The 24046-nt window shown below is 46.4% G+C and carries 23 protein-coding genes; 14 read left to right on the top strand and 9 right to left on the bottom strand.

The genetic code is table 11. The features are described from left to right. Positions 1-34 precede the first annotated feature (34 nt). Positions 35-2662: an ATP-dependent chaperone ClpB gene (gene clpB / locus MIC7113_RS10565; protein ID WP_015182149.1), complete on the bottom strand. Its 2628-nt coding sequence runs from the start codon at positions 2660-2662 to the stop codon at positions 35-37. A 158-nt stretch (positions 2663-2820) separates the two neighbouring features. On the opposite strand from clpB, the gene MIC7113_RS10560 reads away from it, so the two are divergent. From MIC7113_RS10560 to MIC7113_RS10545, 5 genes are all read left to right on the top strand, one after another. After that, positions 2821-3354: a GNAT family N-acetyltransferase gene (locus MIC7113_RS10560; protein WP_015182148.1), complete on the top strand. Its 534-nt coding sequence runs from the start codon at positions 2821-2823 to the stop codon at positions 3352-3354. A gap of 512 nt (positions 3355-3866) precedes the next feature. Beyond that, on the top strand, positions 3867-4472 hold the full coding sequence (locus tag MIC7113_RS10555) for an SH3 domain-containing protein (RefSeq protein WP_015182147.1): 606 nt from the start codon (positions 3867-3869) through the stop codon (positions 4470-4472). 45 nt (positions 4473-4517) lie between these two features. Next, positions 4518-4679: a hypothetical protein gene (locus MIC7113_RS36205; protein WP_015182146.1), complete on the top strand. Its 162-nt coding sequence runs from the start codon at positions 4518-4520 to the stop codon at positions 4677-4679. Positions 4680-4946: 267 nt separating this feature from the next. After that, positions 4947-5303, top strand: coding sequence for a hypothetical protein (locus tag MIC7113_RS10550; RefSeq protein ID WP_015182144.1), 357 nt, complete (start codon positions 4947-4949; stop codon positions 5301-5303). Positions 5304-5430: 127 nt separating this feature from the next. Further along, a complete protein-coding gene (locus MIC7113_RS10545) occupies positions 5431-6375 on the top strand; it encodes a metallophosphoesterase (protein WP_015182143.1) in 945 nt (314 codons plus the stop codon). Positions 6376-6504: 129 nt separating this feature from the next. Here MIC7113_RS10545 and MIC7113_RS10540 read toward each other — a convergent pair whose 3' ends face one another. Next, positions 6505-7719: a damage-control phosphatase ARMT1 family protein gene (locus tag MIC7113_RS10540; protein WP_051055875.1), complete on the bottom strand. Its 1215-nt coding sequence runs from the start codon at positions 7717-7719 to the stop codon at positions 6505-6507. Positions 7720-7869: 150 nt separating this feature from the next. Between MIC7113_RS10540 and MIC7113_RS10535 the strand changes: the two genes are divergently transcribed. Together MIC7113_RS10535 and MIC7113_RS10530 are read left to right on the top strand one after the other, a co-directional pair. Then, positions 7870-8139 (top strand): helix-turn-helix transcriptional regulator, encoded by a 270-nt coding sequence (locus MIC7113_RS10535; protein WP_015182141.1) that lies wholly within the window; start codon positions 7870-7872, stop codon positions 8137-8139. A 7-nt stretch (positions 8140-8146) separates the two neighbouring features. Then, positions 8147-8620 (top strand): GNAT family N-acetyltransferase, encoded by a 474-nt coding sequence (locus tag MIC7113_RS10530; protein WP_041779994.1) that lies wholly within the window; start codon positions 8147-8149, stop codon positions 8618-8620. A gap of 81 nt (positions 8621-8701) precedes the next feature. Here the strand turns inward: MIC7113_RS10530 and MIC7113_RS10525 are convergent, their stop codons facing one another. The 3 genes from MIC7113_RS10525 to fabI form a co-directional block, all read right to left on the bottom strand. Next, the gene (locus tag MIC7113_RS10525; protein WP_015182139.1) at positions 8702-12130 is read right to left on the bottom strand and encodes a WD40 domain-containing protein; all 3429 of its coding nucleotides are present in this window, start codon (positions 12128-12130) and stop codon (positions 8702-8704) included. A 151-nt stretch (positions 12131-12281) separates the two neighbouring features. After that, on the bottom strand, positions 12282-12950 hold the full coding sequence (gene hisB / locus MIC7113_RS10520) for an imidazoleglycerol-phosphate dehydratase HisB (RefSeq protein ID WP_015182138.1): 669 nt from the start codon (positions 12948-12950) through the stop codon (positions 12282-12284). 25 nt (positions 12951-12975) lie between these two features. Continuing rightward, positions 12976-13752 carry an enoyl-ACP reductase FabI gene (fabI, locus tag MIC7113_RS10515; protein WP_015182137.1) on the bottom strand — a complete coding sequence of 259 codons (777 nt, stop codon included), beginning with the start codon at positions 13750-13752 and terminating at the stop codon, positions 12976-12978. Between the two features lie 361 nt (positions 13753-14113). Here fabI and ntcA point away from each other — a divergent pair, with 361 nt between their 5' ends. The 3 genes from ntcA (at position 14114) to MIC7113_RS36200 (ending at position 16910) form a co-directional block, all read left to right on the top strand. After that, complete coding sequence (gene ntcA, locus MIC7113_RS10510) at positions 14114-14785, top strand: global nitrogen regulator NtcA (protein ID WP_015182136.1); 672 nt, start codon at positions 14114-14116, stop codon at positions 14783-14785. 109 nt (positions 14786-14894) lie between these two features. Continuing rightward, positions 14895-16469, top strand: a complete 1575-nt coding sequence (locus MIC7113_RS10505) for a DUF3084 domain-containing protein (RefSeq protein ID WP_015182135.1) — start codon at positions 14895-14897, stop codon at positions 16467-16469. Between the two features lie 24 nt (positions 16470-16493). Then, positions 16494-16910 (top strand): pre-16S rRNA-processing nuclease YqgF, encoded by a 417-nt coding sequence (locus MIC7113_RS36200; RefSeq protein ID WP_015182134.1) that lies wholly within the window; start codon positions 16494-16496, stop codon positions 16908-16910. Positions 16911-17100: 190 nt separating this feature from the next. Here the strand turns inward: MIC7113_RS36200 and MIC7113_RS10495 are convergent, their stop codons facing one another. Both MIC7113_RS10495 and MIC7113_RS10490 read right to left on the bottom strand, forming a co-directional pair. After that, complete coding sequence (locus MIC7113_RS10495) at positions 17101-17364, bottom strand: DUF3146 family protein (RefSeq protein WP_041779993.1); 264 nt, start codon at positions 17362-17364, stop codon at positions 17101-17103. Positions 17365-17608: 244 nt separating this feature from the next. Further along, positions 17609-18583, bottom strand: a complete 975-nt coding sequence (locus MIC7113_RS10490; protein WP_226883619.1) for a hypothetical protein — start codon at positions 18581-18583, stop codon at positions 17609-17611. Between the two features lie 240 nt (positions 18584-18823). Here MIC7113_RS10490 and MIC7113_RS10485 point away from each other — a divergent pair, with 240 nt between their 5' ends. The 4 genes from MIC7113_RS10485 to MIC7113_RS10470 all read left to right on the top strand — a co-directional run bounded on the left by MIC7113_RS10485 (position 18824) and on the right by MIC7113_RS10470 (position 23058). After that, entirely contained in the window at positions 18824-19723 is a 900-nt protein-coding gene (locus MIC7113_RS10485) for a glycosyltransferase family 2 protein (RefSeq protein WP_015182131.1), read from the top strand. A 170-nt stretch (positions 19724-19893) separates the two neighbouring features. Further along, positions 19894-21048, top strand: coding sequence for a glycosyltransferase family 4 protein (locus MIC7113_RS10480; RefSeq protein ID WP_015182130.1), 1155 nt, complete (start codon positions 19894-19896; stop codon positions 21046-21048). Between the two features lie 52 nt (positions 21049-21100). After that, positions 21101-22177 carry an NAD-dependent epimerase/dehydratase family protein gene (locus tag MIC7113_RS10475; RefSeq protein ID WP_015182129.1) on the top strand — a complete coding sequence of 359 codons (1077 nt, stop codon included), beginning with the start codon at positions 21101-21103 and terminating at the stop codon, positions 22175-22177. Further along, a complete protein-coding gene (locus MIC7113_RS10470; protein WP_015182128.1) occupies positions 22174-23058 on the top strand; it encodes a WecB/TagA/CpsF family glycosyltransferase in 885 nt (294 codons plus the stop codon). The genes MIC7113_RS10475 and MIC7113_RS10470 overlap by 4 nt, the downstream gene beginning before the upstream one ends. A 48-nt stretch (positions 23059-23106) precedes the next feature. On the opposite strand, the gene MIC7113_RS10465 is transcribed toward MIC7113_RS10470, so the two are convergent. Both MIC7113_RS10465 and MIC7113_RS10460 read right to left on the bottom strand, forming a co-directional pair. After that, positions 23107-23526 carry a secondary thiamine-phosphate synthase enzyme YjbQ gene (locus MIC7113_RS10465; RefSeq protein ID WP_015182127.1) on the bottom strand — a complete coding sequence of 140 codons (420 nt, stop codon included), beginning with the start codon at positions 23524-23526 and terminating at the stop codon, positions 23107-23109. Positions 23527-23580: 54 nt separating this feature from the next. Next, on the bottom strand, positions 23581-24036 hold the full coding sequence (locus MIC7113_RS10460; protein ID WP_015182126.1) for a hypothetical protein: 456 nt from the start codon (positions 24034-24036) through the stop codon (positions 23581-23583). Positions 24037-24046 lie beyond the last annotated feature (10 nt).

The following is a 24046-nucleotide window of genomic DNA, read 5'->3' as shown; positions in this document are numbered from 1 at the left end:
GCAACCTGTCTCAGATTACTATCAAGAATTAAGATTAGGTGGATTGAGCTGTTAACAACTCAGCAGGCAAGCGCTTAAACGCTAACCGTTCATTTTCCACATCCACAAAGATGGTGTCCCCATCATTAAACTCACCTCGCAAAATCGCCTTAGCAATTTGCGTTTCTAATTCCCGCTGAATCGCTCGTTTCAGAGGACGAGCACCGAAAACGGGGTCATAACCCACTTCTGCCAAGAAGTCGAGAGCACTTTCCGACAACTTCAGAGACATCTTGCGATCCGCTAGGCGTTGTTCTAAACGCTTAACTTGTAGTTGAACAATATGGCGCAATTGATGTTTCTGCAAGGAGTGGAAGATAATAATCTCATCAATTCGGTTGAGGAACTCTGGACGGAAACTCGATCGCATCGCCTCCATTACCCGACTCCGCATTTCATCGTACTGACTGTCCTCGGTGGCAAGGTCTAGAATGTACTGCGAACCGACATTGCTGGTCATGATAATCACAGTATTCTTGAAGTCTACCGTGTGACCTTGAGCATCCGTAACGCGACCATCATCCAGGATTTGCAGCATCACGTTGAACACATCGGGATGCGCTTTCTCGATTTCGTCGAACAGAATCACCGCATAGGGACGACGACGGATCGATTCGGTCAACTGACCCCCTTCTTCGTAACCCACATATCCCGGAGGTGCACCAATCAGGCGGGAGACGGCGTGCTTTTCCATATATTCGGACATATCAATCCGCACTAAAGCATCTTCCGTATCGAACAGGTAAGAGGCTAGCGCTTTTGCCAGTTCCGTCTTGCCAACACCCGTGGGGCCAAGGAAGATAAAGCTAGCGGTAGGACGATTGGGGTCAGATAAACCCGCACGCGATCGCTGAATCGCATCGGCAACGGCTGTAACCGCTTCATCCTGTCCCACAACCCGCTGGTGCAGTTCATCTTCGAGGTGGAGTAACTTTTCTTTCTCCGATTCCACCAGCTTGCTGATGGGAATGCCCGTCCACTTGGAGATAATTTCGGCAATGTCGGATTCTGTGACTTCCTCCCGCAGCAGGGATTTGCCACTGGTTTGGGTCGCCGCGAGTTGGGTTTCTGCCTCTTGCAGCGATTTTTGCAACTGGGATAATTTGCCATATTTTAACTCAGCCGCCTTGTTCAGGTCGTAATCACGCTCGGCTTGGCTGATTTCCACATTGACTCGGTCAATCTCTTCTTTAATACTCTGAATGTGGTTGAGTACGTCTTTTTCGGACTGCCACTGAGCATTTAAAGTGCGTTGCTCTTCTTTGAGGTTGGCGAGTTCTTTTTCCAGTCGTTCCAGGCGTTCAACGGAGGCGCGATCGCTTTCTTTTTGCAGCGACAACCGTTCCATCTCCAACTGGAGGATTTTGCGGTTAATTTCATCGAGTTCTTCTGGCTTGGAGGTAATCTCCATTTTCAGCCGTGCAGCCGCTTCATCCACTAAGTCAATCGCTTTATCGGGGAGGAAGCGATCGCTAATATATCGAGTGGATAGCGTGGCGGCGGCAACAAGTGAACTATCCGAAATCTTCACCCCGTGGTGCAGTTCATAACGCTCTTTGAGTCCCCGCAGAATCGAGATCGTATCTTCTACACTGGGTTGATCCACATAAACCTGCTGGAATCGACGTTCCAATGCTGCATCTTTCTCAATGTACTTGCGGTACTCATCCAGGGTAGTGGCACCGATACACCGCAACTCACCACGCGCCAACATGGGTTTGAGCAAGTTGCCTGCATCCATCGCGCCTTGAGTCGCACCCGCACCAACAACGGTGTGAATTTCATCTATAAATAGGATAAGTTGACCGCGAGAGTCAGTGACTTCTTTGAGTACGGCTTTCAGACGTTCTTCAAATTCGCCCCGGAACTTAGCACCGGCAATGAGTGCACCCATATCCAGCGCAATTAATTTGCGGTCTTTGAGAGATTCGGGCACATCACCAGCAACAATCCGCTGCGCCAACCCTTCTGCGATCGCAGTTTTACCGACTCCAGGTTCCCCAATCAGCACTGGATTATTTTTGGTGCGACGTGAGAGAATCTGTATGGTGCGGCGAATCTCATCATCCCGCCCAATCACCGGGTCGAGTTTCCCTTCACGAGCCGCTTGAGTTAAATCGCGTCCATATTTTTCCAGTGCTTCGTATTTGCCTTCTGGGTTTTGGTCGGTCACTTTCTGATTCCCTCGAATTTGGTCAATCGCGTTCTTGAGCTTTTTCTCATCTAGTTTAAATTCTTGGAATAAGCTCTTACCAAAGCGATCGTCTTTAAGATACGCCAAGATCAGATGCTCGATCGAGATGAACTCATCTTTGTAGTCTTTGCGATAAGATTCTGCTCGATCTAACAGAGCATCCAGGCTGCGTCCGAGATAGACTGAGCCACTACTGCCAGAAACCTTAGGCTGTCGCTGGCTAAAGCTTTCCGTTGCCTCGCGCACTCGCTGCACAGGTACTTCAAGTTTATTAAAAATGCTATTGGCAAGTCCATCTTGCTCCAACAGCGCTTTGAGCAAATGTTCGCTTTCGAGTTGTTGTTGTTGAGCGGCTTTGGCAATATCTGGGGTACGTGCTATGGCTTCCCAGGCTTTTTCTGTAAATTGGTTAGGATTAGTGGGTTGCATGATGAATTGTCTGGTTACTCTTCAATAGATAGATAATTTCTTTAGCTAACGCCATTGTAAAAAGTTACACAGCTACCGCAGGATCGGTGTTCCCGCCTTCCTAACGGGGTATTGCCGTCCTAAGAGGAGCCTTGCACACACGAATCTAATGTAATCCTATGCAATTGATAGAGACATTTCACACCGATCGCTTAATCGCCACTTGCCTACGCGCCGAAGATTACGGCAACCTGTGCCGAATGCATCAGGATGCTACCGTGATGGCGACGCTTGCGGGTATTCGTTCTGACGATGAAACTCAGCGAATGCTTGATCAGGAACTAGAGCATTGGCATCGATATGGGTTTGGGCTTTGGGCGTTTCGAGACAAACTCGATGGGCGATTTGTGGGGCGGGGTGGGCTACGAAAGACTCATGTATGCGGTCATGATGAAGTAGAGTTGGCTTACGCGCTGATGTCCGAATATTGGGGCAAAGGGTTAGCCACGGAAATGGCACAGGCAAGTTTGCAAGTTGGTTTTGAGCAACTGGGATTGGTCGATGTAGTTTGCTTTACAATGACGACTAATTATGCATCGCAACGGGTGATGCAGAAGATGGGATTTAAGTACGAGCGCGATTTTGTTCGTGCTGACTTACCCCATGTGTTTTACCGCCTTACCGCAGAGGAATGGCAGGGTAATCGGCGCTAACTTTCGGGCTTTTTCAGCATAACCATCCTGATGCTAAGCCGCCTTGGCTTTTTCTTTCATGGTGTAGGAAAGGGCTGTATGAACTAAATCGATTCTAAAATTCTAGACTCTTCAATCGTTCCTCAAAAATCAAGTGTTTAGATAATATTTATACTTAAAGTTTATAAGCTAGCTAAACCCCCTAATGTGTCCTGTTTAGTAAAAATATATTTTGGCAAATAAATCAGTTATAAACTTCAATTTTATATTCTAATTTAGAGTGAATTTATTTTAAAATTGAAAGTACATAATCTAAAAAGCCAGATTTTCTCAAAAATACTTTTGAATCACTAAGTAGCTAAGGAAATCCCTAAGGACACGGATGCCAACGGTGGCGGAATCGCACTCGTCACGTCTGTGGACTTGCTGGTACGCCCATTACCGCTAAGGCAATTGAAAAGGTGGATTGAGTGGCTCAACTATTAGATTTCCAATCAGGCTGGGAACCCATAAACCCCATAGAAATTTAAACCATGAAACAGATGATTAATTGGCAAAAATCTGTAACAATACATACTTTACTTTTGTCAACTTTAACAGCTTTTGTCCTTCCCTCTACTGCTGCTACTACAGCCACAACTCAGGAAAATCCGACCCCAAAAATAACATCTTTCCAGAACAAAGGTGTATATCAAATAGCACAGGATTCGGACAAGTGCCACGAAGTTGTAGCAAGGAATGGTCTGTATGTCCGGGAAGCTCCAACGGTTTACAGCAGAGCGCTCGGAATACTACCTTATGGACAGAATGTGACAGTTGTGGAGAGTCAGGGCACAAATACTGTTGGTGGAAATCCTGGCGCAAAGTGGATGCCGATTTCAGCTCCCATGCAAGGTTATGTGTATGCGGGTTATCTATCGTCTTGTCAGGAGTCTCCTGCCCCAACAAAGTGTCGCGCAGTTTCAAAAAGGGGTGGTCTTTACGTCCGGCAAGAACCATCGATTAATAGCGCTGGTGTCGGAGCAGTACCCAATGGACGGAATGTCACCCTTGAAAATCTTGGTGCAAATGGCTGGGTGCCAATTTCAGCTCCCTTACAAGGTTATGTTTCTGCGGCTAATCTCACGTACTGTCCTTGATGATCAAAGGGTACTTAGTTAACCGCTATTGAAAAGAGAATTTCCATGAAAAAAACACGTCCTAGCAACGTAATCCTACGTGCTTTTGGTGCAATTTTTTTAAGCCTGGTTCTCTTTGCGATCGGGGCAATAATCAATCACATTTTGAAACAAGCCCGGGGAAGCAATGAAGGGTTGGGAGAGCCTGAACAGGAATTGGTGAATTAACTTGACGATACCTCAAAAACCAAACAGAGGTTATAAAAAAATGTTTGTCTACCACATTTACTTTACTGGTTTGGAAAAACAAGAATTGGTTAGTGAGCGAACGAGCGTACTGCTCTTTGATTGCGATCGCACTTCTCCTTAAAATTCACCAAACAAGCTCAACTTTAGCTACTAGTAAAGTTTTTATATGTAACCGTGGGGTGATGCAGATTATGAATCTATGTAGCAATCTAGAAATAGATACGACTGTTTCCAAGGAAGCTAATTATGGATTATGAAAAAGTTCAAAAAAAGGGAAAACAGGTAATGAATGATGTCCTCCAAACCGCTCAAGAGAAAGGGAAGCAGGTAATTGATAAAGTGACTCAAGTCACTCAAAAAGGTGCTTCAGAAATTACAGAGGAAGCAATAATTTTGGCTGTCGATCAAGCCATTGATGTGATGCAAATTGCTGGTCAACGAGTTAGAGAGAGGGAGATACCCACTGAAAACGTATCATTGCAAGTTAGTGTAAACATTGTTGGTTTAGTTGAATTGAAAATGCGGGCAGATGTACCCAAAGTAACAGAAATAAAAGAGGTGATATCAAACGGTACTGACAACTCTAAAATATCTGTTTCTTAGAAGAAGCGAGATAGGCTACAGCCAAGCTGATTCAGGGTTTCAGACGTTGTGTATTGTACTTAATGGAGTTGAGTAGGGCAGTAGTTGTCTGAACTTTTCTCTAAAAGTATCAGGAAACTTATCAAAAATGAAGAAAATTAAATACACATTGTTAAGTTTGTTAGGAATTTTTGGCGTAATTCTCGGTTGGGGCTTGCTCGAACCTTACCTAATCGACACAGAAGAAGAAGTAGCAGAAATTCCTGCTCTTCCCGCTAGTTGGGAAGGGCAACAAGTCGCACTGATTGCTGACTGGCAAATAGGAATGTGGATGGACAACACCAGTACAATTGACCGCATTGTGAAACAACTAATTCAGGAGCGTCCTGCAATCGTGCTAATTGCTGGTGACTTTATCTACAATGCAGGTGAAGATCCAAGCGAAGAGATTAACAAGGCTATTGAAATTGTGCGATCGCTTCCTGAAGCAGGCATCCCCACTTATGCTGTCTTGGGTAATCATGACTATGCAATGAAAAGCAAGCACGCAACACCAAACGAACAGTTGGCGGATAAATTGCATAAAGCGCTGGAATCAGTAGGCGTGCAAGTCCTCCAGAACGAGGTAGTTGCGATTGGCAAGCCATCGCAAAGAGCAATCGCACCGTCTGAGAATCGCAACCCAACAACAGCAAACACGGCGGGCAACGCACCCCTATACCTAGTAGGCATCGGCGCACATTGGCCGAATAACGATAAACCGAAAGTTGCGCTGAACCCGGTGCCAGAAGGCGCACCAAGGTTGGTGATGATGCACAACCCAGATTCTTTTGAAGCATTACCTCCTAACACTGCACCTTTGGCTGTGGCAGGACACACGCACGGTGGGCAATTTCGTCTACCCTTCACACCAGAATGGTCTTGGATGACTTTTACTAAGGAGGATGAGGTACACGCTGACGGCTGGATTAAAGGATATGGGCAGTCAGGAAATCGTCTTTATGTAAACCGAGGAATTGGTTTTAGCATCATACCGATGCGGCTCAATTGCCCACCAGAGGTCACTATATTTACACTTCGCTCCTCTGCGTAACTAATGGGGGAAGAAATAGTTGCGATCGCTTGCAAGTTCTTGAAAGCATTGAGTTACATTTAACGGCAGAGCAGGTTTTTGGGTGGTTGAAGATTGCTAACAAGTAACGGCTATCTGAGAAAGCGAGGATTAGGGCGCAGCGGTTATAGCTGTTGGATCGACGAATTGAATCACACCCCATTGCCCATTGGTTAACCACTCTGAGTCTTCCTGATTGAGTGCTGCGATCTGCTCTAATCCTAAACCCACTACCAGTTCTGACTTGAGAGTGCGTAGAGCCACCAAGGGGGCGGGGAAGTAGCAGACGATATCTGCAAAAGCCGTTGTAAAAGGCCAGGTGCGATTGCCTAAGCATCGGCGATAATTCGCATCTCCCTTAATTAAAATTAGCGCAGATTGAGCTAACTCTTGCCTTAGGGGTTCGGGCATTTCCCAGAATACGAAGGGAGATGTCCAAAAAGCATCCTCACGGCAGAGCAAACGACCTTGATCCAGATAATCTTGCAATCGATGCGCCAGGGATTGCACATCCTGATCACGGGTAGTGGCGAGAAACTTGATCGTGTCTTGCACATCTTGAATCATCGCATCTGATACGAACATGGGCTGGGATTTCAGGTGCAAGTAAATTACTTCAGCCGCGTGGCTTGTGAGCAGAAAGTCCACCACGCATAAATCACAGACGAGTTCAAACCCCGCATTATCCACAATCACATCCATCCGTACCCCCTCAAAGCGAGCCACTCGCTCAGCAATCAGTGCCGTATCATCGACCAAGATGTGATTTTGTTCCAAGTGAATTTCTTGGCTGCTATCCAATTCTCCGGCATCAATCGGCCACAGACTCAAATCAGCCCGGTTGCCCCACAAAACCGAATAGAGTAGAGCAATCAAACTTTTTGGCTCTAGGTTGCCCTGATCATGTTTTGCTTGCTCTATCCAGTGATTGACTCGTGTACTCAGTTCCCGAATGGAAACCAGGGTTGTCTCCAAACCCCTGCGTTTTTGTAAGGAAAATGGATCGACAGCTTGAGTACTTCCGGCTTGAAAGTAATGAGTTGCCTCAAGGATACGACGGAAGAAGTATGCCTCTGCAAAAAACCAGGGAATGTTTAACCAGCGCTGTCCGATATAGGGTTCCAGATATCGATTCCACTGGGTGAAATCTGGCTCTTTGTCGTCGAGGGAACGCACAATTCCATTGGGCAACGATTGAATCAGGCTTTCCAAGTTATTCACAATGGATGTGGGAAAATCGTTTTCATCGATCACCCGTTGGACAATCGCTGGCATCCGCTGAGTTAATGTGAAGTAGGCGAAAGAGCCTTCCTCAGACATCATCATCGGTGGGGGAAGGGGTAATCGGGGCTGCCGAAATGGTGAGCCAAGCAAATTTTCCTGTTCAGTCACGGGTTTACCAGTTTTGACAGATGAGAATGATTTTACAGGTGTATCGAAATCCGATTTACTTACCCCTAATCCAACTGTGCAATCATGCCACAAGCACCACTCAATCCAGAGGAGCCGATATCGCCCTTAAAAAGGCTACGGATTCAGGCCGGTCTGACTCAATCTGAACTCGCTCGGCAAATTCCTGACAAAACGGGAACTAAACCCATCTCTCAAAGAGCTGTGAGTGCTTGGGAGAGGGGTGAATATCAACCGGAACTAACGATTCCCCAAATGAAAGCGTTTTGTAGAGCGTTGGGTGTTACTCTCGATGCGTTGCCGGACGATTGCGGCCCGCCAAAGCGTTCATCCTAGAGAGCAAATGACTGAGCAGCCTTTTATTTTACCCATTGGGTGTATTCTACGTCGAGCTTGTGCCCAGGATATCTGGGCGATTCGCAAATTAGTGCTGAGTGCCAAACTCGATCCGACTCAGGTACGTTGGTCACAGTTTTGGGTGATGGAATGTGAGGGGGGTGTGATTGCTTGTGGACAGTTGCGTAGCTTTGCTGGGGCGCAAGAATTGGGGAGTTTAGTGGTGGCATCCGCTTGGCGAAATCGAGGTTTGGGGAGCTTTTTAGTTAAGCATTTGATTCAGGAGGCAACCGAACCCCTGTATCTGGAATGTTTGGGCAGTGGGTTGGCAACGTTTTATACTCGTTTTGGTTTTGTGCCCATTGCTTGGCAAGAGTTACCTCAATCCCTGAAGTGGAAGTTTGGAGTTTCTCAATTGGCATCCAAACTATTACCCATGATTTCTGTCACCCTCATGCAGTATCAAGGGTTTGGTGAGTGAGTGAGAGTGCGATCGCTAACTTGTAAATTCTACTTGCGATCGCGCTTTCTCCTGACGCATCGCCCCCGACTCATCCTATTTTCAACTCTCAACCGCCCCCAGAGTTTTCAGCATGGTTTTCTGAGCCTCCGTCAAACCTGTAACTCCGGTGATGTTCATACCCTCATAGGGTCTAGCAGCTCTTAGAGTTTTTAGGCACTCACCCGTCTTGACATTCCAAATCTTAACGGTTTCATCTTGGCTTCCACTGATTAGGGTTTGACCATCGCGGCTGAAAGCAACCGACCAGATCTTATCAGTATGCCCTCGCAAAGTTTGCAGACATTTCCCCGTGCTAACTTCCCACAAACCTACAGTTGCATCATTACTGCCGCCCGCGAAAAGTTGACCATCGGGACTGAATGCAGGGGACTCTCCCCATCGGGTTTGTCTTTGCAAAGTTTTTAGGCATTGCCCAGTGCTGACTTCCCATAACCTCACTGTTTGGTCATTACTGCTACTAGCAAGGGTTTGACCATCCTGACTGAAGGCAACAGACTGTACCCAATCGTTGTGCCCTTGTAGAGTGTTCAAGCATTGCCCTGTACTCACTTTCCACAGCCGCACCATGCCGTCACGACTACCACTAGCAAGTAGTTGACTATCGGGACTAAAAGCAACACACCGCACCTCACTGTCATGACCTTGTAAAACACGGAGACCTTGCCCAGTGGTGACCTCCCAAAGCCTCACTGTTTGGTCACCACTGCCACTCGCTAACGTTTGACCGTCGGGACTGAAGGCAACGCACTGTACCCACCAACTGCCGTGACCTTGCAAAACATGGAGACAATGACCCGTCGTGACATCCCACAACCGCACTGTATTGTCACCACTGCTAGCTAGGGTTTGACTATTTGGACTAAAGGCAACGGAAGTTACCGCCTTGTGATGACCCTGTAGAGTTTTCGAGCATTGCCCAGTGTTAGCCACCCAAAGCCGCACTGCTTTGTCACCACTGCCAGTAGCAAGCCATTGGTTATCACAACTAAAAGCAACCGACCCTATCTTATTCGCGTGACCCTGCAAAATACGGAGACCTTGCCCAGTGTTGACCTCCCACAGCCTCACTGTTTGGTCATCACTGCCGCTGGCTAAGATTCGACCATCAGGACTGAAAGCAACCGACCATACCCGATCAGTATGACCCTGCAAAATACGGAGACACTGCCCAGTGCTGACCTCCCACAGCTTCACGGTTTGGTCATAATTGCCGCTGGCTAAGATTCGACCGTCAGGACTAAAGGCAATTGTCCTTGTGCCATTAGTATTTTCCTCTAGAGTTTTCAAACAATGACCCGTGCTAACTTCCCACAGCTTCACGGTTTGATCAGCACTACCACTAGCCACGGTTTGACCATTGGGACTGAATACTACCGACCGCACCTGATCAGTATGACCCTGCAAAATACGGAGACACTGCCCAGTGCTGACCTCCCACAGCCTCACTGTTTGGTCATTACTGCCACTAACCAGGGTTTGACCATCCCGACTGAAAGCCACTGACCACACCCGATCAGTATGACCCTGCAAAATACGGAGACATTGCCCAGTGCTGAACGACCACAGCCTCACAGTTAAATCACTACTGCCACTAGCTAGGGTTTGACCATCCTGACTGAAAGCCACCGACGATACCCAACCGGTATGCCCTGGCAAAATTTGCACACACTTTCCAGTGCTAGCCTCCCACAGTTGTATGGTTGAGTCACTATGACCAGTAACGGCAAGCAGTTGACCATCGGGACTGAAAGCAATCGACGATACCCAATTGCTATGTCCTTGAAAGGTAAGAAGTTGCTGACCATCCACAACTTGCCAAATGCGAACTTGACCCACTACATCACCTGTGGCTAAAAGTTTTCCATCTGGGCTAAATGCCACTGACACAATTCTGTCGAAAGCTTGAGTAAAAACAGATTTGGATAAGTTAGAGTGAGCGAAATTAACATGTTGTAAAGTCATGCCCTGTAGGTACGCTTGCCAAATTCTCAAATTAGAAAAGTCTAAGCCATTTAAATCTGTTTGTAGATAGCAAAGCAGATTGAGAATATTTCCACCTGCATACCCTGGTTTACGAGAAAATTGCTCTCGTAATTTTGAGAGCATTTGTTGCAAGGGCGCACAGCCGTGCGCCCCTACGGGAATCCTCTCAGCAATAGGTTTAAGAATCAGGCGAACTTGAGTCTCCCTAATATAATCTTTCGCTGTTGCCTTAATCAGAGTGTATCTGTTAAATACTTCAATTTTTCCGGTTTTAATCTCATCACAAACCTGTTCAATCAATCGGTCAGTTAAATACTCCATGACCACAGGTTGCAGCGTGAAGAGCGCGGTACATTTTTCGATGAGCGATCGCCTCACTAAAGACTGTATCGCTTCCATCAACTTTGGCGGTGATTCCAACGAGACAATATCTTCTCGCAACTCGGATAAAGAAACTGCCTCACGATTAATTGCTAGCCAGTACATCACTTCTCGTTCCAAATCCGACAGCCGATTAAACTGCTGGTCTAGTAAATCGCGAATGTCACTGAAAACAACTACCTTGCTCTGCAAAAATTGAGCAATATCCCCATCAAATAGCTCCTGAATCGTTGTGGAAACAATTTTTAGAGCCAGGGGACTGCCTTTGTAAAAATCAATTAGTTCCTGCTCCTGTGCTTCTGAACCAGAGACTTTCAGAGCGTGAAATAGTTCTTCTCCTTCTGTTAATTTCAAACCAATTAATTGCATGTATCGAACAGGAAGAGCATCTCCTGCGGCGGAAGCAATGTCTTTAGGATTCTCCCGACTGGTTAATACTAAACAACTTTGATGAACGGTTCCGCCAATGCGTCTGAAAAGCTCACCATATCCCTCATAGCCCTGTTGATACTCTCCTGCACGATTGCCTCCTTGGAGAATCGATTCAGCATTATCCAAAACCAGTAAACATCGGGACTGTCGCAAGTAATCGATCAGTCGGGCAACTAACTCGTTTAACGTGTCTGGTAATTGAGTTTCCTGCTGATTGGAGAGAACTTTAATCAGGTCTTTCAGGATATCCTCAACAGGTGGAGCATTGCGTAAGCTTCGCCAAATAACAAACTTAAACTCATCCTGAATCTGCTGAGCTAGCTTAATCGACACAGAGGTTTTGCCAATTCCCCCCATTCCCAACAGTGCGACTAATCGGCAGCGATCGCGCACAATCCATTGCGCTAACTTGGCGAGTTCTTCTGTACGTCCGTAAAAGGCTGAGGTATCAACCGCTTCCCCCCAATCTTGATGCGATGATGCAATGGATTTAGGAGTCCTGCCTACTTCTGGTGGTGCACTTGGAACTTGTGCAATCTGGGGCGATGGTGTCTGATTTGCCAGCGATCGCTTTTTTTCCCGTTGCTTTTCCAGAAAATCTAGGACTTGCACCACACCAGCAATGATGCCAATGACAAGTCCAATCAATGTCAAGATGGCTACGGCGTCCATAATTTGTTATCAGTCTTGGAAAGGGGAAAATCCTAGCCTGAATCCTAACACTTCCCAAAATTAGCGACAGCCCCCTTTTCAGTCCGCGCAGGCGGACGCGAGTTTGTATAGCTGCGATTTCAATCGCCATCGCCTTCTCACTTCTCAACCCCTACAACACACCCTTAGAACTAGGAATCATCCCAGCGCGACGCGGATCGATTTCCACCGCCATCCGCACCGCCCGTGCAAATGCCTTGAACGTCGCTTCAATGATGTGGTGCGAATTAATCCCATCCAATTGACGGATGTGCAGCGTCATCTGAGAGTGATTCACCACCGCCACAAAGAACTCCCGCACCAACTGAGTGTCGTAGGTTCCCACCCGCTGCGTTGGAATCTCCAAGCCGTAGCTTAAATGAGGACGCCCAGAAAAGTCGAGGGTAACCTGAACCAACGCCTCATCGAGGGGGGCGAAAAAATGACCAAAGCGAACAATCCCTTTGCGATCGCCCAGTGCTTTCCCTAACGCCATCCCCAGTGTAATCCCCACATCTTCATTGGTGTGGTGGTCATCAATTTCAATGTCTCCCTTAGCCCGCACGTCCAGATCGATCAACCCATGGGAAGAAATCTGATGCAGCATGTGGTCTAAAAATGGGATACCTGTGGCAGCCGTGCAAGCGCCTGTACCCTCCAAATTCAAACTCACCTGCACATCCGTTTCACCCGTGGTACGGCTGACGGTTGCCATCCGGGTGGGGAACCGAGTCTCCTGATTTTGAGGATTGAAACCAGTGTGTTCTGTCAGATTCCCCTTCGGACTATCGCTGAGTTGCATAAAACCTGAGTTCCTACCTGTACTCTTACATCCCCATTATTTCGTAACCGGCGTCTACATATAAAACTTGACCCGTCACACCACTGGATAAATCACTGCACAAGAAAGCCGCCGCATTACCCACTTCCATCTGGGTAACAGTCCGCCGCAGGGGTGCCACTTCCTCCACATGATGAATCATATCGAGGATACCTCCAACCGCTGACGAGGCTAAGGTACGGATCGGCCCTGCTGAGATTGCATTCACCCGAATATTGTTCGGCCCTAGTTCAGCCGCTAGGTAACGCACACTCATTTCCAGCCCCGCCTTGGCAATTCCCATCACGTTGTAATTGGGAATTACTTTAACCCCCCCCAAATAGGTGAGGGTGACAATACTACCGCCTTCTGTCATCAAGGGTTTAGCCGCCCCTGCCAGTTGAGTCAGCGAGTACGTGCTAATTTCCAACGCTTGGGTAAAATCAGCCCTGGAAACATTACTAAAGTCTCCCGATAACGCATCTTTACCCGCAAAGGCAAGGCAATGAATTAGAATGTCCAATTTACCCCATTGTTGACCGATCGCCTCGAAGGTGGCGGCGATTTGGGCATCGTCCTGAACGTTACAGGGCAAAAAAATACTAGGGGCGAGGGGTTCTACTAGCTCTTTGACTTTTTTCTCAAAACGTCCTTTTTCATCGGGCAGATAGGTAACCCCCAAATTTGCTCCCGCTTTGTGCAGTTGCTGGGCAATGCCCCAAGCGATCGAGCGATTATTGGCAATACCGGTGACAAGAGCGTTTTTTCCAGTCAAATTAAGCATAATATTTTATCCTAAAGCTAATTGGATGATCACTTAATCCCTAGTTATCAAATGTGATTATACAGGGTAAGACGGTGTATTATGACTCCAATCCAATGCAGTCACAAAGTGTATGACAGTGTATGATGACCCCACGCTCGGCTCTCGACTTGACAGGTCAATTGGTTCACTGACAGTTCCACTCCACCAATCTTCCCTAAATTATGTAGCAATTAGTACAAAAAACTAGCTTGGACTCAGATTAAGTAGTCTTGGATACATTCAAGAAATTTCACCAATTCAGTTCAACAGTCTCAAGCTTTACCGGCAATTATTCATAGACACTAAGTCGCCAGGGCGTTGGCAAAAGAGCATATAAATTATGGTCGTGACGCAAAATAGACCGTTAGCAGCAGTGTTTCGTCAGATGGGCGGTGGGGCATTTCCACCGGTGGTTGAAACGTTTGAGCGGGGGAAAACGATTTTTTTCCCAGGAGACCCAGCAGAAAGGGTCTACTTCTTGCTCAAAGGAGCCGTAAAGCTGTCTAGAGTTTACGAAGCTGGGGAAGAAATTACGGTAGCGCTGTTACGCGAAAATAGTGTTTTCGGGGTTTTGTCGCTGATTACAGGTCACCGCTCTGATCGGTTTTATCATGCCGTTGCTTTTACACCTGTTGAATTGCTCTCTGCACCCATTGACCAAGTAGAGCAATCACTCAAGGACAACCCAGAGCTATCCATGTTGATGTTACGGGGTCTATCCTCACGGATTTTGCAAACAGAAATGATGATCGAAACACTCGCTCATCGGGACATGGGTTCGCGCTTGGTCAGTTTTCTGTTGATTCTGTGCCGCGACTTCGGAGTCCCCTCAGCGGAGGGGATCACCATCGATCTGAAGCTGTCTCATCAAGCGATCGCAGAAGCCATAGGCTCAACCCGTGTCACTGTGACTCGTTTACTGGGAGACTTGCGTTCAGAACAAATGATTTCAATTCATAAGAAAAAAATTACGGTTCACAACCCAGTGGTGTTGAGCCAGCAGTTTACCTAACCCGCTTGATCCATCAATGACCGCATGGGCGCAGTGCTGAGTCAAAAAAAAGAACATGAAGCCCTACAGCCATGAGATAGGCTGTATCTGGACAGACTAAGCGTAGGCGATGACCAGCGGTTATATCCTGATTGTGGCAATTTTGTTATTGGGGGGGGTAATCGCCACCTTAGGCGATCGCATTGGCACGAAAGTAGGCAAGGCGCGGTTAAGCTTATTTAATTTACGTCCTCGCAAGACAGCCACTTTGGTGACCGTAATCACGGGTAGTCTGATTTCTGCGACAACTTTAGGGATTTTGTTCGCGACAAGTGGCTCTATTAGAGATGGGCTTTTACGACTCGACGAAATCAAAAAAAATCTGAGAATTGCTCGTGGTGAAATCCAGACGATTAATCAGCAGAAGCAGCAGGTAGAGAGTGAATTAACTCAAGCTAGAACCCAGCAATCTGAGGCTCAAAAGCGTCTAGATATCATTAATCAAAATTTCCAAAAAGCTCAAGCTCAATTAAAAAATATTTCTGGGCAGGCTACGGTACTCCGATCAGAAATTAAGTCACTCCTAGCAGAACGCCAGCAGTTGTTGCAGCAGCGAAATCAACTCACTGAGCAAATTACTCAACTTCAAACTCAAGTCGCTCAATTAAGAGAATCAGTGACTCAGCGAGATGAGGAACTCGTCAAGCGAGGTCAAACCATTGAGGAGCGCAATCAGGAACTAGCCCGGAAAAATCAAACCATTAAAGAACGCAATCAGGAACTACAAGAAAAAGCCAGAGCGATTACTGAGAGTGAAGAACGCCTCAAAGAACTGGAACAAGAATTCAAGCAAGTAATCGTCCAGCGCGAGGCTCGCTACAAAGAACGGGAAGAAAAATTAAGAGCAGCGATTACCCAGCGCGAAGCTCGTCTCCAAGAATTGGAACAAGAACTTACGCAACGAGAAAGCCAACTGGCTGCTCAAGAAAAACAACTTGGTGAACGAGAAAAACAACTGGCTTTTTTACGACAGGAAGTAGAAACACTAGAACAGTATTATCAGAACTATCAAGTGCTGCGTCAGGGTAATGTCGCTCTGGTTCGTGGTCAAGTTCTGGCCTTTGGTGTTGTGCGCGTGGTTGATCCAAAGGCTGCTCCTCAAGCCATTGAACAGCTATTGCGGGAAGCGAATCGCAAAGCTGTTGAAATCACTCGCCAGAATAGAACAGATGCCGATGAGCCTCTGGTCAAAATCCCTAAATCACAGGTTGAGGTGTTAATTAATCAGATTAAAGATGGGAAAGACTATGTGGTGCGAATCCTCTCTGTTGGTAACTATGTGGAGGGCGAAAAGGACATACAAGTTTTTGCAGATGCAGTCCCTAATCAAGTTGTATTTCCAGCGGAGGAACTCTTGGCTACCGTTTCTGTCGATGCTTCAACGATGACTAATGAACAAATCAGGCAGCGGCTCGATCAGTTGCTAGCTGCCGCTCAGTTCCGGGCGCGTCGTGCTGGGATACTCGGTAGTATTCAGATTGGAGATGGTCGCATCATTACAGTCATTAACTTTATTGAACAGCTAGAAAAGTATGGTCAATCTGTAGATATTAAAGCGATCACTCAAGAAACAACCCCTACCGCTGGTCCCTTGAAATTACAGTTGGTTGCGATGCACAATGGACAAGTGCTTTTTAAAACATGATTTGTTGAGTCGAGAAGAAATTCCTTGCTTTTAGGCTTTGATCCCGGACGCGATAAATGTGGTTTAGCCGTAATGGGTAAGCAGCAACAGCTCCTTTACCATCAGGTTGTGCCGTCTGCTGATGCGATCGCAACCCTTCAACAATTGTGTCAGCAATTCTCCATCACCACCTTAGTGATGGGCGATCAAACGACGGCAAAAAAGTGGAAACAGACACTTGAGCGCGAGTTATCAGCCTCATTGCCGATTGTTTTGGTCGATGAGCGTTACAGCAGTTTAGAAGCACGCGATCGCTATTGGCAAATGTACCCCCCCACAGGACTGCAACGCCTCATCCCTCAAGGAATGCGCGAACCCCCTCGTCCCATCGATGATATTGTTGCCATTTTGTTAATCGAACGTTATTTGAAGGGATTAGGGATGGAGTCAAAAGAAGGCTGAAGCATCAATGATCGGCTCTAATCACGGGAGCATCCCGATTTTACAAATTGCCCACAGACTAGAAGTCTGGGGCTATACAAACAAAGCCTGCCTCCGCAGGCTGGCATTGAGTCCGCGCAGGCGGACTTCGTTTCTATAGCAGCGATTTCCAATCGCCAGGTGTTCTTGTACAAATGGGATGCACCCCTAATCACAGTTCAGCTCGAATCGTAAAGGCATAATCTCCTCCTGGCTCCAATTGGTAATCGCAGCGCTCTAAAAAACGACCGAGTGGCTCTTGAATCAGAGCACGTCCTAGAGAAGGTTTGACAGACAACTGTCCTTTCCGGAAACACCACTGAAACTGCCACCTATATTCTGCCGCTTGCACTTCTCCTTCCATCTTTCCCTGTTGCCAGGAGTGCTGCGTAATCCTGACATAGGCAGTCGTTTCCGGCAGATTCATGGAACTCACAATAAATACAATGCTTCACGCCTTTAAAAACTTAGGGTAGCAGATTCGTAGAGAACTACTCCTTTCTCACCCGATAGATTTTGGGCGAAGAGGCAATCGGATTCTGTCCTTACAATCGTCTTGTCCTGGGAAAGGAGTCAGTCAAAATCAAGTGCGGCTGCTCCCATCGGGAGAACAATCAAACCCATGCTTCATTTCCTTTGGTCAATTCTCAACAAACGATGATTTTTCCCAAGACTAACGATTATTTCTGAGTCAGTAACCTTTGACGGCGTTGAGATAATTTGCGAAGAATTTTGTTCTTATAAACGTTTACAAGGCTGGAATAATCTTCTAATTTCAGCCATAAATTAGCAGTTGTTCCCGTATATCCACGCTCATTATGGAGAAATTGCCGCCGACAAAAACTCATGGGTTCTGGATAGACTTGAGACGTTGATAATCTTGGCTTTGGCCCACACCAGTGAATCACGATCGCCTCTTCATTCTGTACCACTGGCCCCGTTTCCTCCACAGGAAAGCGTTTTTGCATTGCCTCTCGTTCAAAATCGGGGACAATGAGTTGCATCGGCACTTGCCCCAAGCGGATTTTCCCATTATCTGCCGCCCGGAAAAGCATGAAGTTCAAGAAACCCATCTCACCATATTTAAAGATGCCTGGATGCTTTTCTGTGAAATCTAAAATCTCGATATATTCCTCCAAACTAAAGATATCTCGTGTTCCAAAGAAGGTTCCTGTACAAAAATAATCATGACGGTGAGCTTGCCAGTTAAAATCGGGGAAATATTTCTCCACGGCTGAAATTTCAAAGAAAAACTCACAAACCTTGTCGTCGGGATAACCATAACGAGGCTTGTCAATCACCGCATCATAATTTTTAAAGTCGGCATACTTGAGAACATTCCCCCATACATTCGTATCCGCATCTAAAACGAGAAAATGCTTCCAGGGGCTTTCCCAAAATGCAATCATCTTCGTTTTCCCCCAACCAAAGCTTCTTTTCTTAAGAAGCTCATGGGTCACGTTATGGTGATTGAGGATACGAACGTTGTATGCCTTTTCCAAGGAGCTGACCGAGAACGTTCCATCAACAATCAGGCAGATTGGAACATCGCCCAAGAAATGTCTAATACTGGCACAACAGCCCTTGGCAAATAAGTAATCTTGGTAACAACAGGCAACAATAATGCCAAAATCTTCCATAATGGCTTGTCTCACTTTCTCACAGAGGTAACGGAGGGGTTTATCGTAAGTTACGGTAAAATTCTATCGATACAATCAATGAACTTGTCATCTTTCAGGCCGTTAGTCACCGATTGGCTCCGTGAGTGCTGACCTGATCCGTTGAATGACAGAGATGGAATGTAAATTTCAATACAGAAAAATTTCCAGCTCATTATTCTATTCAGATGAAGCCTCTTGTACCTGGTTGCGACGAGAATCAACCGATTTGAACCGATGAACTGCGATCGCCTAGCTGCACTGCTCACTTGCCATAACCGCAAGCTACTGACGTTGGCTTGTCTTCAGGCTCTCTTCCATCAGGAACTCAAGGGTAAGCTCACCATTGATGTTTATTTAGTCGATGATGGCAGTACGGATGATACCGCAGAGGCTGTAGCCCAGTCCTATCCCCAGGTGAAGATTCTGAAAGGAGATGGCAGCTTATTTTGGAATGGCGGAACACGCCTTGCCTTTGCTGAAGCCATTAAGGACGACTACGACTACTACCTGTGGTTGAACAATGACACCCTGCTTTACCCCAACGCCTTAAGCCACCTCTTAGAAACGTTTGATCATTTACGGGATCAAGGTGAGCATCGGGCTATTGTTGCCGGATCGACTTGCGATCCCCAAACTAAAGCCCCAACTTATGGAGGGGTAATGCGCCGCAGCCGTTGGCGACCCCTGAAATTTGACTTGCTAGAACCTGGGGAGTCCCCACAGCGCTGTGACACCATTAACGGCAACTGTGTTCTGATTCCCAGAGCCGTGGTTCAAGTCGTGGGGAATCTAGAGCCGGCTTTTACTCACTATGCCGGTGACTGGGACTACGGTTTACGCGCCCAGCGACAGGGGTGTACCCTTTGGGTTGCACCTGGATATGTGGGGACTTGTTCGCAGAACTACAAACCGGGGAGTGAGGCGGATGAATCCGTAGCGTTGGGTGAAGGACTCAAAAAAATTGGACAACCCAAGGGTTTACCCGTAAAAGAACAAGTCCTTCACCCTTTTTGGGAGTGGAAAATTTTCGCCCAGAGGCATGGCGGTCTGCTTTGGCCCCTTTACTGGTTGATTCCCTATCGCAGATTATTGGGAATTTCGCTCATCGGTGGTTCTGAAAAAAAGGCTGAATGAGTAAAAATACTAGTGGGATTGTAGCGTCGATAGCGGCTGTGTTGTCGCCAGAAAGTGGATAATCTCATCGGGTTGATTCAGGTAAATGTTTGGTGAAACGCCTATGATTCATTCCCATCTTGTGAGAGAGTGGCTAAATAGCCGGGTCTGTATAACTCAGGGTCAACCGGATGGATGAGAGTAAAGATATTCGCATTGCTTGGTTAGTACCTTCGGTAGAACTGGGGGCTTACTGGCAACCTGTATTGAGAGAATTCACAAAGGTATTTAAAAATACAATTTTTTACACCGGTCTGGTTTGGCCCGGATTCGATCCTGACGTTCCCGGCGCAGATGTCATCAAAATTGTCGGGGAGATGAAATCTCTAGAGATGACTCAGACGAAGGGTTACAGCCGTCGTCTAATGATACTCTCTCCCGGTATCATGGGTCACTTAATACAATTTAAGCCACAGGTAATCTTGGCTCAAGCTTATTCGTTGTGGACTCTGTTAGCGCTGCTTTTAAAACCTTGGGGAAAGTGGCGATTTATCATTATTTATGATGGCAGTTCTCCCAACTCAGATTTTCGAGATTCAACTCTTCGTTCACTTTTTCGACGAGTGATGTCTCGCTATGCGGATGCCTTTGTGGCTAATAGTTATGGAGCTAAAGATTATCTAATTGAGGGGGTGGGTGCAAAGTCAGAAATAGTGTTTACTAAAACGTATTTAGTGCCGGATGCAACCACTTTACAGCAAAGTCTTGAGACGGTTGATCAATTCGATGAAACGCTCAAGCCTCCCATTTTTCTGTATGTGGGACGTATTACACCTAGAAAAGGGATTCAGTCACTTTTAGCAGCCTGTTCTATTCTGCGATCTCAGGGCTATTTAGATTATTCACTCCTGATTGTTGGTACGGGTGAGCAACGAGAGGAACTAGAAATCTTTATCAAAAATCAACATTTAGAAGATCAGGTCAAGTGGGTCGGCTGGGTAGAATATGGGCGTCTAGGGAAATACTTCCAACAGGCAGATGTTTTTGTATTTCCCACATTAGAAGATATATGGGGAATGGTGGCGCTTGAAGCGATGGTTTTTGGGAAACCTGTTCTATGTTCTAAATGGGCAGGAGCCGCAGAAATGGTGATTGAGGGCAAGAATGGTTACATTTTTGACCCGTTTGCACCTGAAGAATTAGCGATCGCTATGCGTCGGTTTCTGGAACATCCAGAACTAATTGATTCAATGAGTCAGCAATCTCAGCAACTCATTAGCACGAAAAATCCATCTTCAGCCGCCCAATCTTTTGTGGAGGTTATTTCTTTAGTTTTGAACGAATAATGATCAAACCTCCATTGCTTAGCTTGTTCCATCTGTATTTTGGGAGTAAAACGTGAGTGTCGCTATCATTACTGGCTCAGCCGGGTTAATTGGCTCTGAAGCTACAACGTTTTTTGCCGCACAAGGTTTGGACGTGGTAGGAATTGATAATGATATGCGTCGCGTATTTTTTGGTGAGGACGCCTCTACAACTTGGAATCGACAACGCCTAGAAAAAACGCTAGGAACACAATATACTCACCTAGAGGTGGATATTCGAGACAATGAAACAATTACCCAAATTTTTAGGAAATATGCTTCTAATATCGTCCTGATTATTCATACGGCTGCTCAACCTTCCCACGATTGGGCGGCACGCGATCCGATGATGGATTTTTCTGTCAATGCGAATGGGACTCTCAATCTCTTAGAGGTAACTCGTCAATACTGTCCTGACGCTGCTTTTATTTTCACTTCCACTAATAAAGTATACGGGGATACACCCAATCGATTGCCTCTTGTTGAACTCGAAACTCGTTGGGAAATTGACCCCAATCATACGTACAAATCGGGGATACGAGAGGATATGTCGATCGATCAAACCCTCCATAGTTTATTTGGTGCCTCCAAAGTTGCAGCAGATATTTTAGTTCAAGAATATGGGCGCTATTTTGGGCTACGTACCGCTTGCTTTCGAGGGGGATGTCTCACCGGTCCGAATCATTCTGGGACTCAATTACACGGCTTTTTGGCTTATTTAATGAAATGTGCAGTGATCGGCACGCCCTATACGGTTTATGGTTATAGAGGGAAACAAGTCCGCGATAATATTCATAGCGCTGACCTAATTCAAGCCTTCTATGAATTTTTTAAAGCACCTCGAGTGGCAGAGGTGTATAACACGGGTGGTGGTCGCTACAGCAATTGCTCTATGTTAGAAGCGATTGAAATATGTCAAAAGATAGTTGCACGAGAAATGAAGTGGACTTACTCTGATCAAAACCGCATTGGCGATCATATTTGGTGGATTAGCAATAATCACAAATTTTCTCAACACTATCCAAACTGGAAGTTAAAGTACAACGTCCCGCAGATATTGCAGGAAATTTACGACTGTAACTATGACCGATGGAAGAAAGGGGCACTATGATGACCAATGCAGGTAATCCGAATATTTTGGTGAATCAACAAGAATCTACCCAGTTAGACCCGAAAACCATTGCAGCGCTTGATCAAGGCAAACGCAACGTTCTTGGAGTTCGGGTCGATGCAGTGAATTATGAGGCTGCCGTCCATAAAATCATTGCAGCAGCTCGTCAGGGGAAAAAGCTATCGGTTTCAGCCCTAGCCGTTCATGGCGTGATGACGGGAGTTCTCGATGAAACCCATCGCTATCGTCTCAATCGTTTGGATCTCGTCTGTCCGGATGGGCAACCAGTGCGTTGGGCACTCAATTTGTTATATAAACTTAAACTTCCCGATCGCGTTTGTGGCCCGGTCTTGATGCTACAAATTTGTGAACGTGCCGCTCAAGAAGGATTGCCGATTTATCTGTATGGCAGTCGTCCTGAAATACTGGAATCTCTGATCAAGAATCTTTGCGATCGCTTCCCCAAATTAATCATCGCCGGTTCTCAGCCCTCTCGCTTCCGCCAAGTCTCGACTGAAGAAAAACAGCAAATCGTAGAACAGATTCGTCAAAGTGGTGCCTCGATGGTATTTGCGGGTTTGGGGTGCCCCAGGCAAGAAGTATGGGTGTATGAATACAGCCAAGATTTACCCATGCCCGTGATGGCAGTGGGTGCTGCTTTTGATTTCCATGCGGGGCGAATCTCACAAGCACCCGCTTTTATGCAGCGCTGGGGTTTGGAGTGGTTTTATCGGCTGATGCAAGAACCGACTCGTTTGTGGCGGCGGTATGTTTTCTTAAATCCTCTCTATATCTCGTTATTTATTTTGCAGTTTTTTAAAGTCGTCTATTTCAATCCTTCCAACGCCAAGCCTCCCACAGAAGACATGCGATATGGATAGGTTGGGAGAATCTTCTATTTTCCTATCTCTATAAAATCGCCAACCCAATTAGTTGCCTGTGATGTGAACTACCACTTCACGGTGATGATTTTGTCGCCGATGTTCCCAAAGATAAATTCCCTGCCAGGTTCCTAACAGCAATCTGCCACGAGCAATGGGAATTTGTTCTGATGTCTTGGTGAGAGCTGTGCGGATGTGAGCCGGCATATCATCAGGCCCTTCTGCGTCATGGATATAGCTTTTACCATCTTCTGGCACTAATTTGGCAAAAAAATTGGATAAATCTTTCAGCACATCCGGGTCTGCATTTTCTTGAATCACCAGGCTAGCAGAAGTATGGCGTAAGAAAATTGTACACAGTCCAGTGTCGATACCTGACTCAGCAACAACCGATTGCACTTTCGAGGTAATTGGGGAGAACGATTTGCCAGTGGTTTGTATTCTCAGAAGTTGTTGGTATTGAGTCATAAACAAATGGAGATGGGCGCAGATCAATTATTACCCGATTGGGTTAAAAGTCTCCTAGCCAGTGAGTTCATCGGTTGGGGTTTCCTCAGGTAGATCGAGCAAGGCGATTAATCGCTGAGCATTAAACTCACTCTCAACAGCAACCTCTGGGGTAATGCTCTGTGCCGGATCTAACTCACCCTCAACAGTAACCTCTGGGGTAATGCTCTGTGCCGGATCTAACTCACCATCGAGTTCAACCCCCTCTGAGACACTTGCCTGCGTACTATCCGATTCCTCCAGATTCTCAGTTTGAACGAGATTCTCTGTGTCTAGCTCAGAGTTATCAGCTTCTGACTCTGGCTCAGTTGTCTCCGCTTCTGGCTCACTCCAAGGGGAATCGTAATGATTCCAAGGAAGAATAGGCGTGTTAGGCAGGTTGCGCGTTAAAACCGTTATATTGTCTGGATCGGGTTCCGGTAGCGTTAAATGTTCTCCGGAACCAATCGTGTCAACAGGTTTGGAATCCATAAATTTGAGT

Origin of the sequence: Allocoleopsis franciscana PCC 7113 (genome assembly GCF_000317515.1) — a bacterium.
GTDB lineage: Bacteria > Cyanobacteriota > Cyanobacteriia > Cyanobacteriales > Coleofasciculaceae > Allocoleopsis > Allocoleopsis franciscana.
The sequence above is the reverse complement of the archived record's forward strand: the minus strand, read 5'-3'. Positions and strand labels throughout refer to the sequence as shown.

Excerpts from the sequence above, each read along its gene's own strand:
- clpB (WP_015182149.1), bottom strand. The coding sequence starts at position 2,662 with ATGCAACCCACTAATCCTAACCAATTTACAGAAAAAGCCTGGGAAGCC.
- MIC7113_RS10560 (WP_015182148.1), top strand. The coding sequence starts at position 2,821 with ATGCAATTGATAGAGACATTTCACACCGATCGCTTAATCGCCACTTGC.
- MIC7113_RS10555 (WP_015182147.1), top strand. The coding sequence starts at position 3,867 with ATGAAACAGATGATTAATTGGCAAAAATCTGTAACAATACATACTTTA.
- MIC7113_RS36205 (WP_015182146.1), top strand. The coding sequence starts at position 4,518 with ATGAAAAAAACACGTCCTAGCAACGTAATCCTACGTGCTTTTGGTGCA.
- MIC7113_RS10550 (WP_015182144.1), top strand. The coding sequence starts at position 4,947 with ATGGATTATGAAAAAGTTCAAAAAAAGGGAAAACAGGTAATGAATGAT.
- MIC7113_RS10545 (WP_015182143.1), top strand. The coding sequence starts at position 5,431 with ATGAAGAAAATTAAATACACATTGTTAAGTTTGTTAGGAATTTTTGGC.
- MIC7113_RS10540 (WP_051055875.1), bottom strand. The coding sequence starts at position 7,719 with ATGATGATGTCTGAGGAAGGCTCTTTCGCCTACTTCACATTAACTCAG.
- MIC7113_RS10535 (WP_015182141.1), top strand. The coding sequence starts at position 7,870 with ATGCCACAAGCACCACTCAATCCAGAGGAGCCGATATCGCCCTTAAAA.
- MIC7113_RS10530 (WP_041779994.1), top strand. The coding sequence starts at position 8,147 with ATGACTGAGCAGCCTTTTATTTTACCCATTGGGTGTATTCTACGTCGA.
- MIC7113_RS10525 (WP_015182139.1), bottom strand. The coding sequence starts at position 12,130 with ATGGACGCCGTAGCCATCTTGACATTGATTGGACTTGTCATTGGCATC.
- hisB (WP_015182138.1), bottom strand. The coding sequence starts at position 12,950 with ATGCAACTCAGCGATAGTCCGAAGGGGAATCTGACAGAACACACTGGT.
- fabI (WP_015182137.1), bottom strand. The coding sequence starts at position 13,752 with ATGCTTAATTTGACTGGAAAAAACGCTCTTGTCACCGGTATTGCCAAT.
- ntcA (WP_015182136.1), top strand. The coding sequence starts at position 14,114 with ATGGTCGTGACGCAAAATAGACCGTTAGCAGCAGTGTTTCGTCAGATG.
- MIC7113_RS10505 (WP_015182135.1), top strand. The coding sequence starts at position 14,895 with ATGACCAGCGGTTATATCCTGATTGTGGCAATTTTGTTATTGGGGGGG.
- MIC7113_RS10485 (WP_015182131.1), top strand. The coding sequence starts at position 18,824 with ATGAACTGCGATCGCCTAGCTGCACTGCTCACTTGCCATAACCGCAAG.
- MIC7113_RS10480 (WP_015182130.1), top strand. The coding sequence starts at position 19,894 with ATGGATGAGAGTAAAGATATTCGCATTGCTTGGTTAGTACCTTCGGTA.
- MIC7113_RS10470 (WP_015182128.1), top strand. The coding sequence starts at position 22,174 with ATGATGACCAATGCAGGTAATCCGAATATTTTGGTGAATCAACAAGAA.
- MIC7113_RS10465 (WP_015182127.1), bottom strand. The coding sequence starts at position 23,526 with ATGACTCAATACCAACAACTTCTGAGAATACAAACCACTGGCAAATCG.
- MIC7113_RS10460 (WP_015182126.1), bottom strand. The coding sequence starts at position 24,036 with ATGGATTCCAAACCTGTTGACACGATTGGTTCCGGAGAACATTTAACG.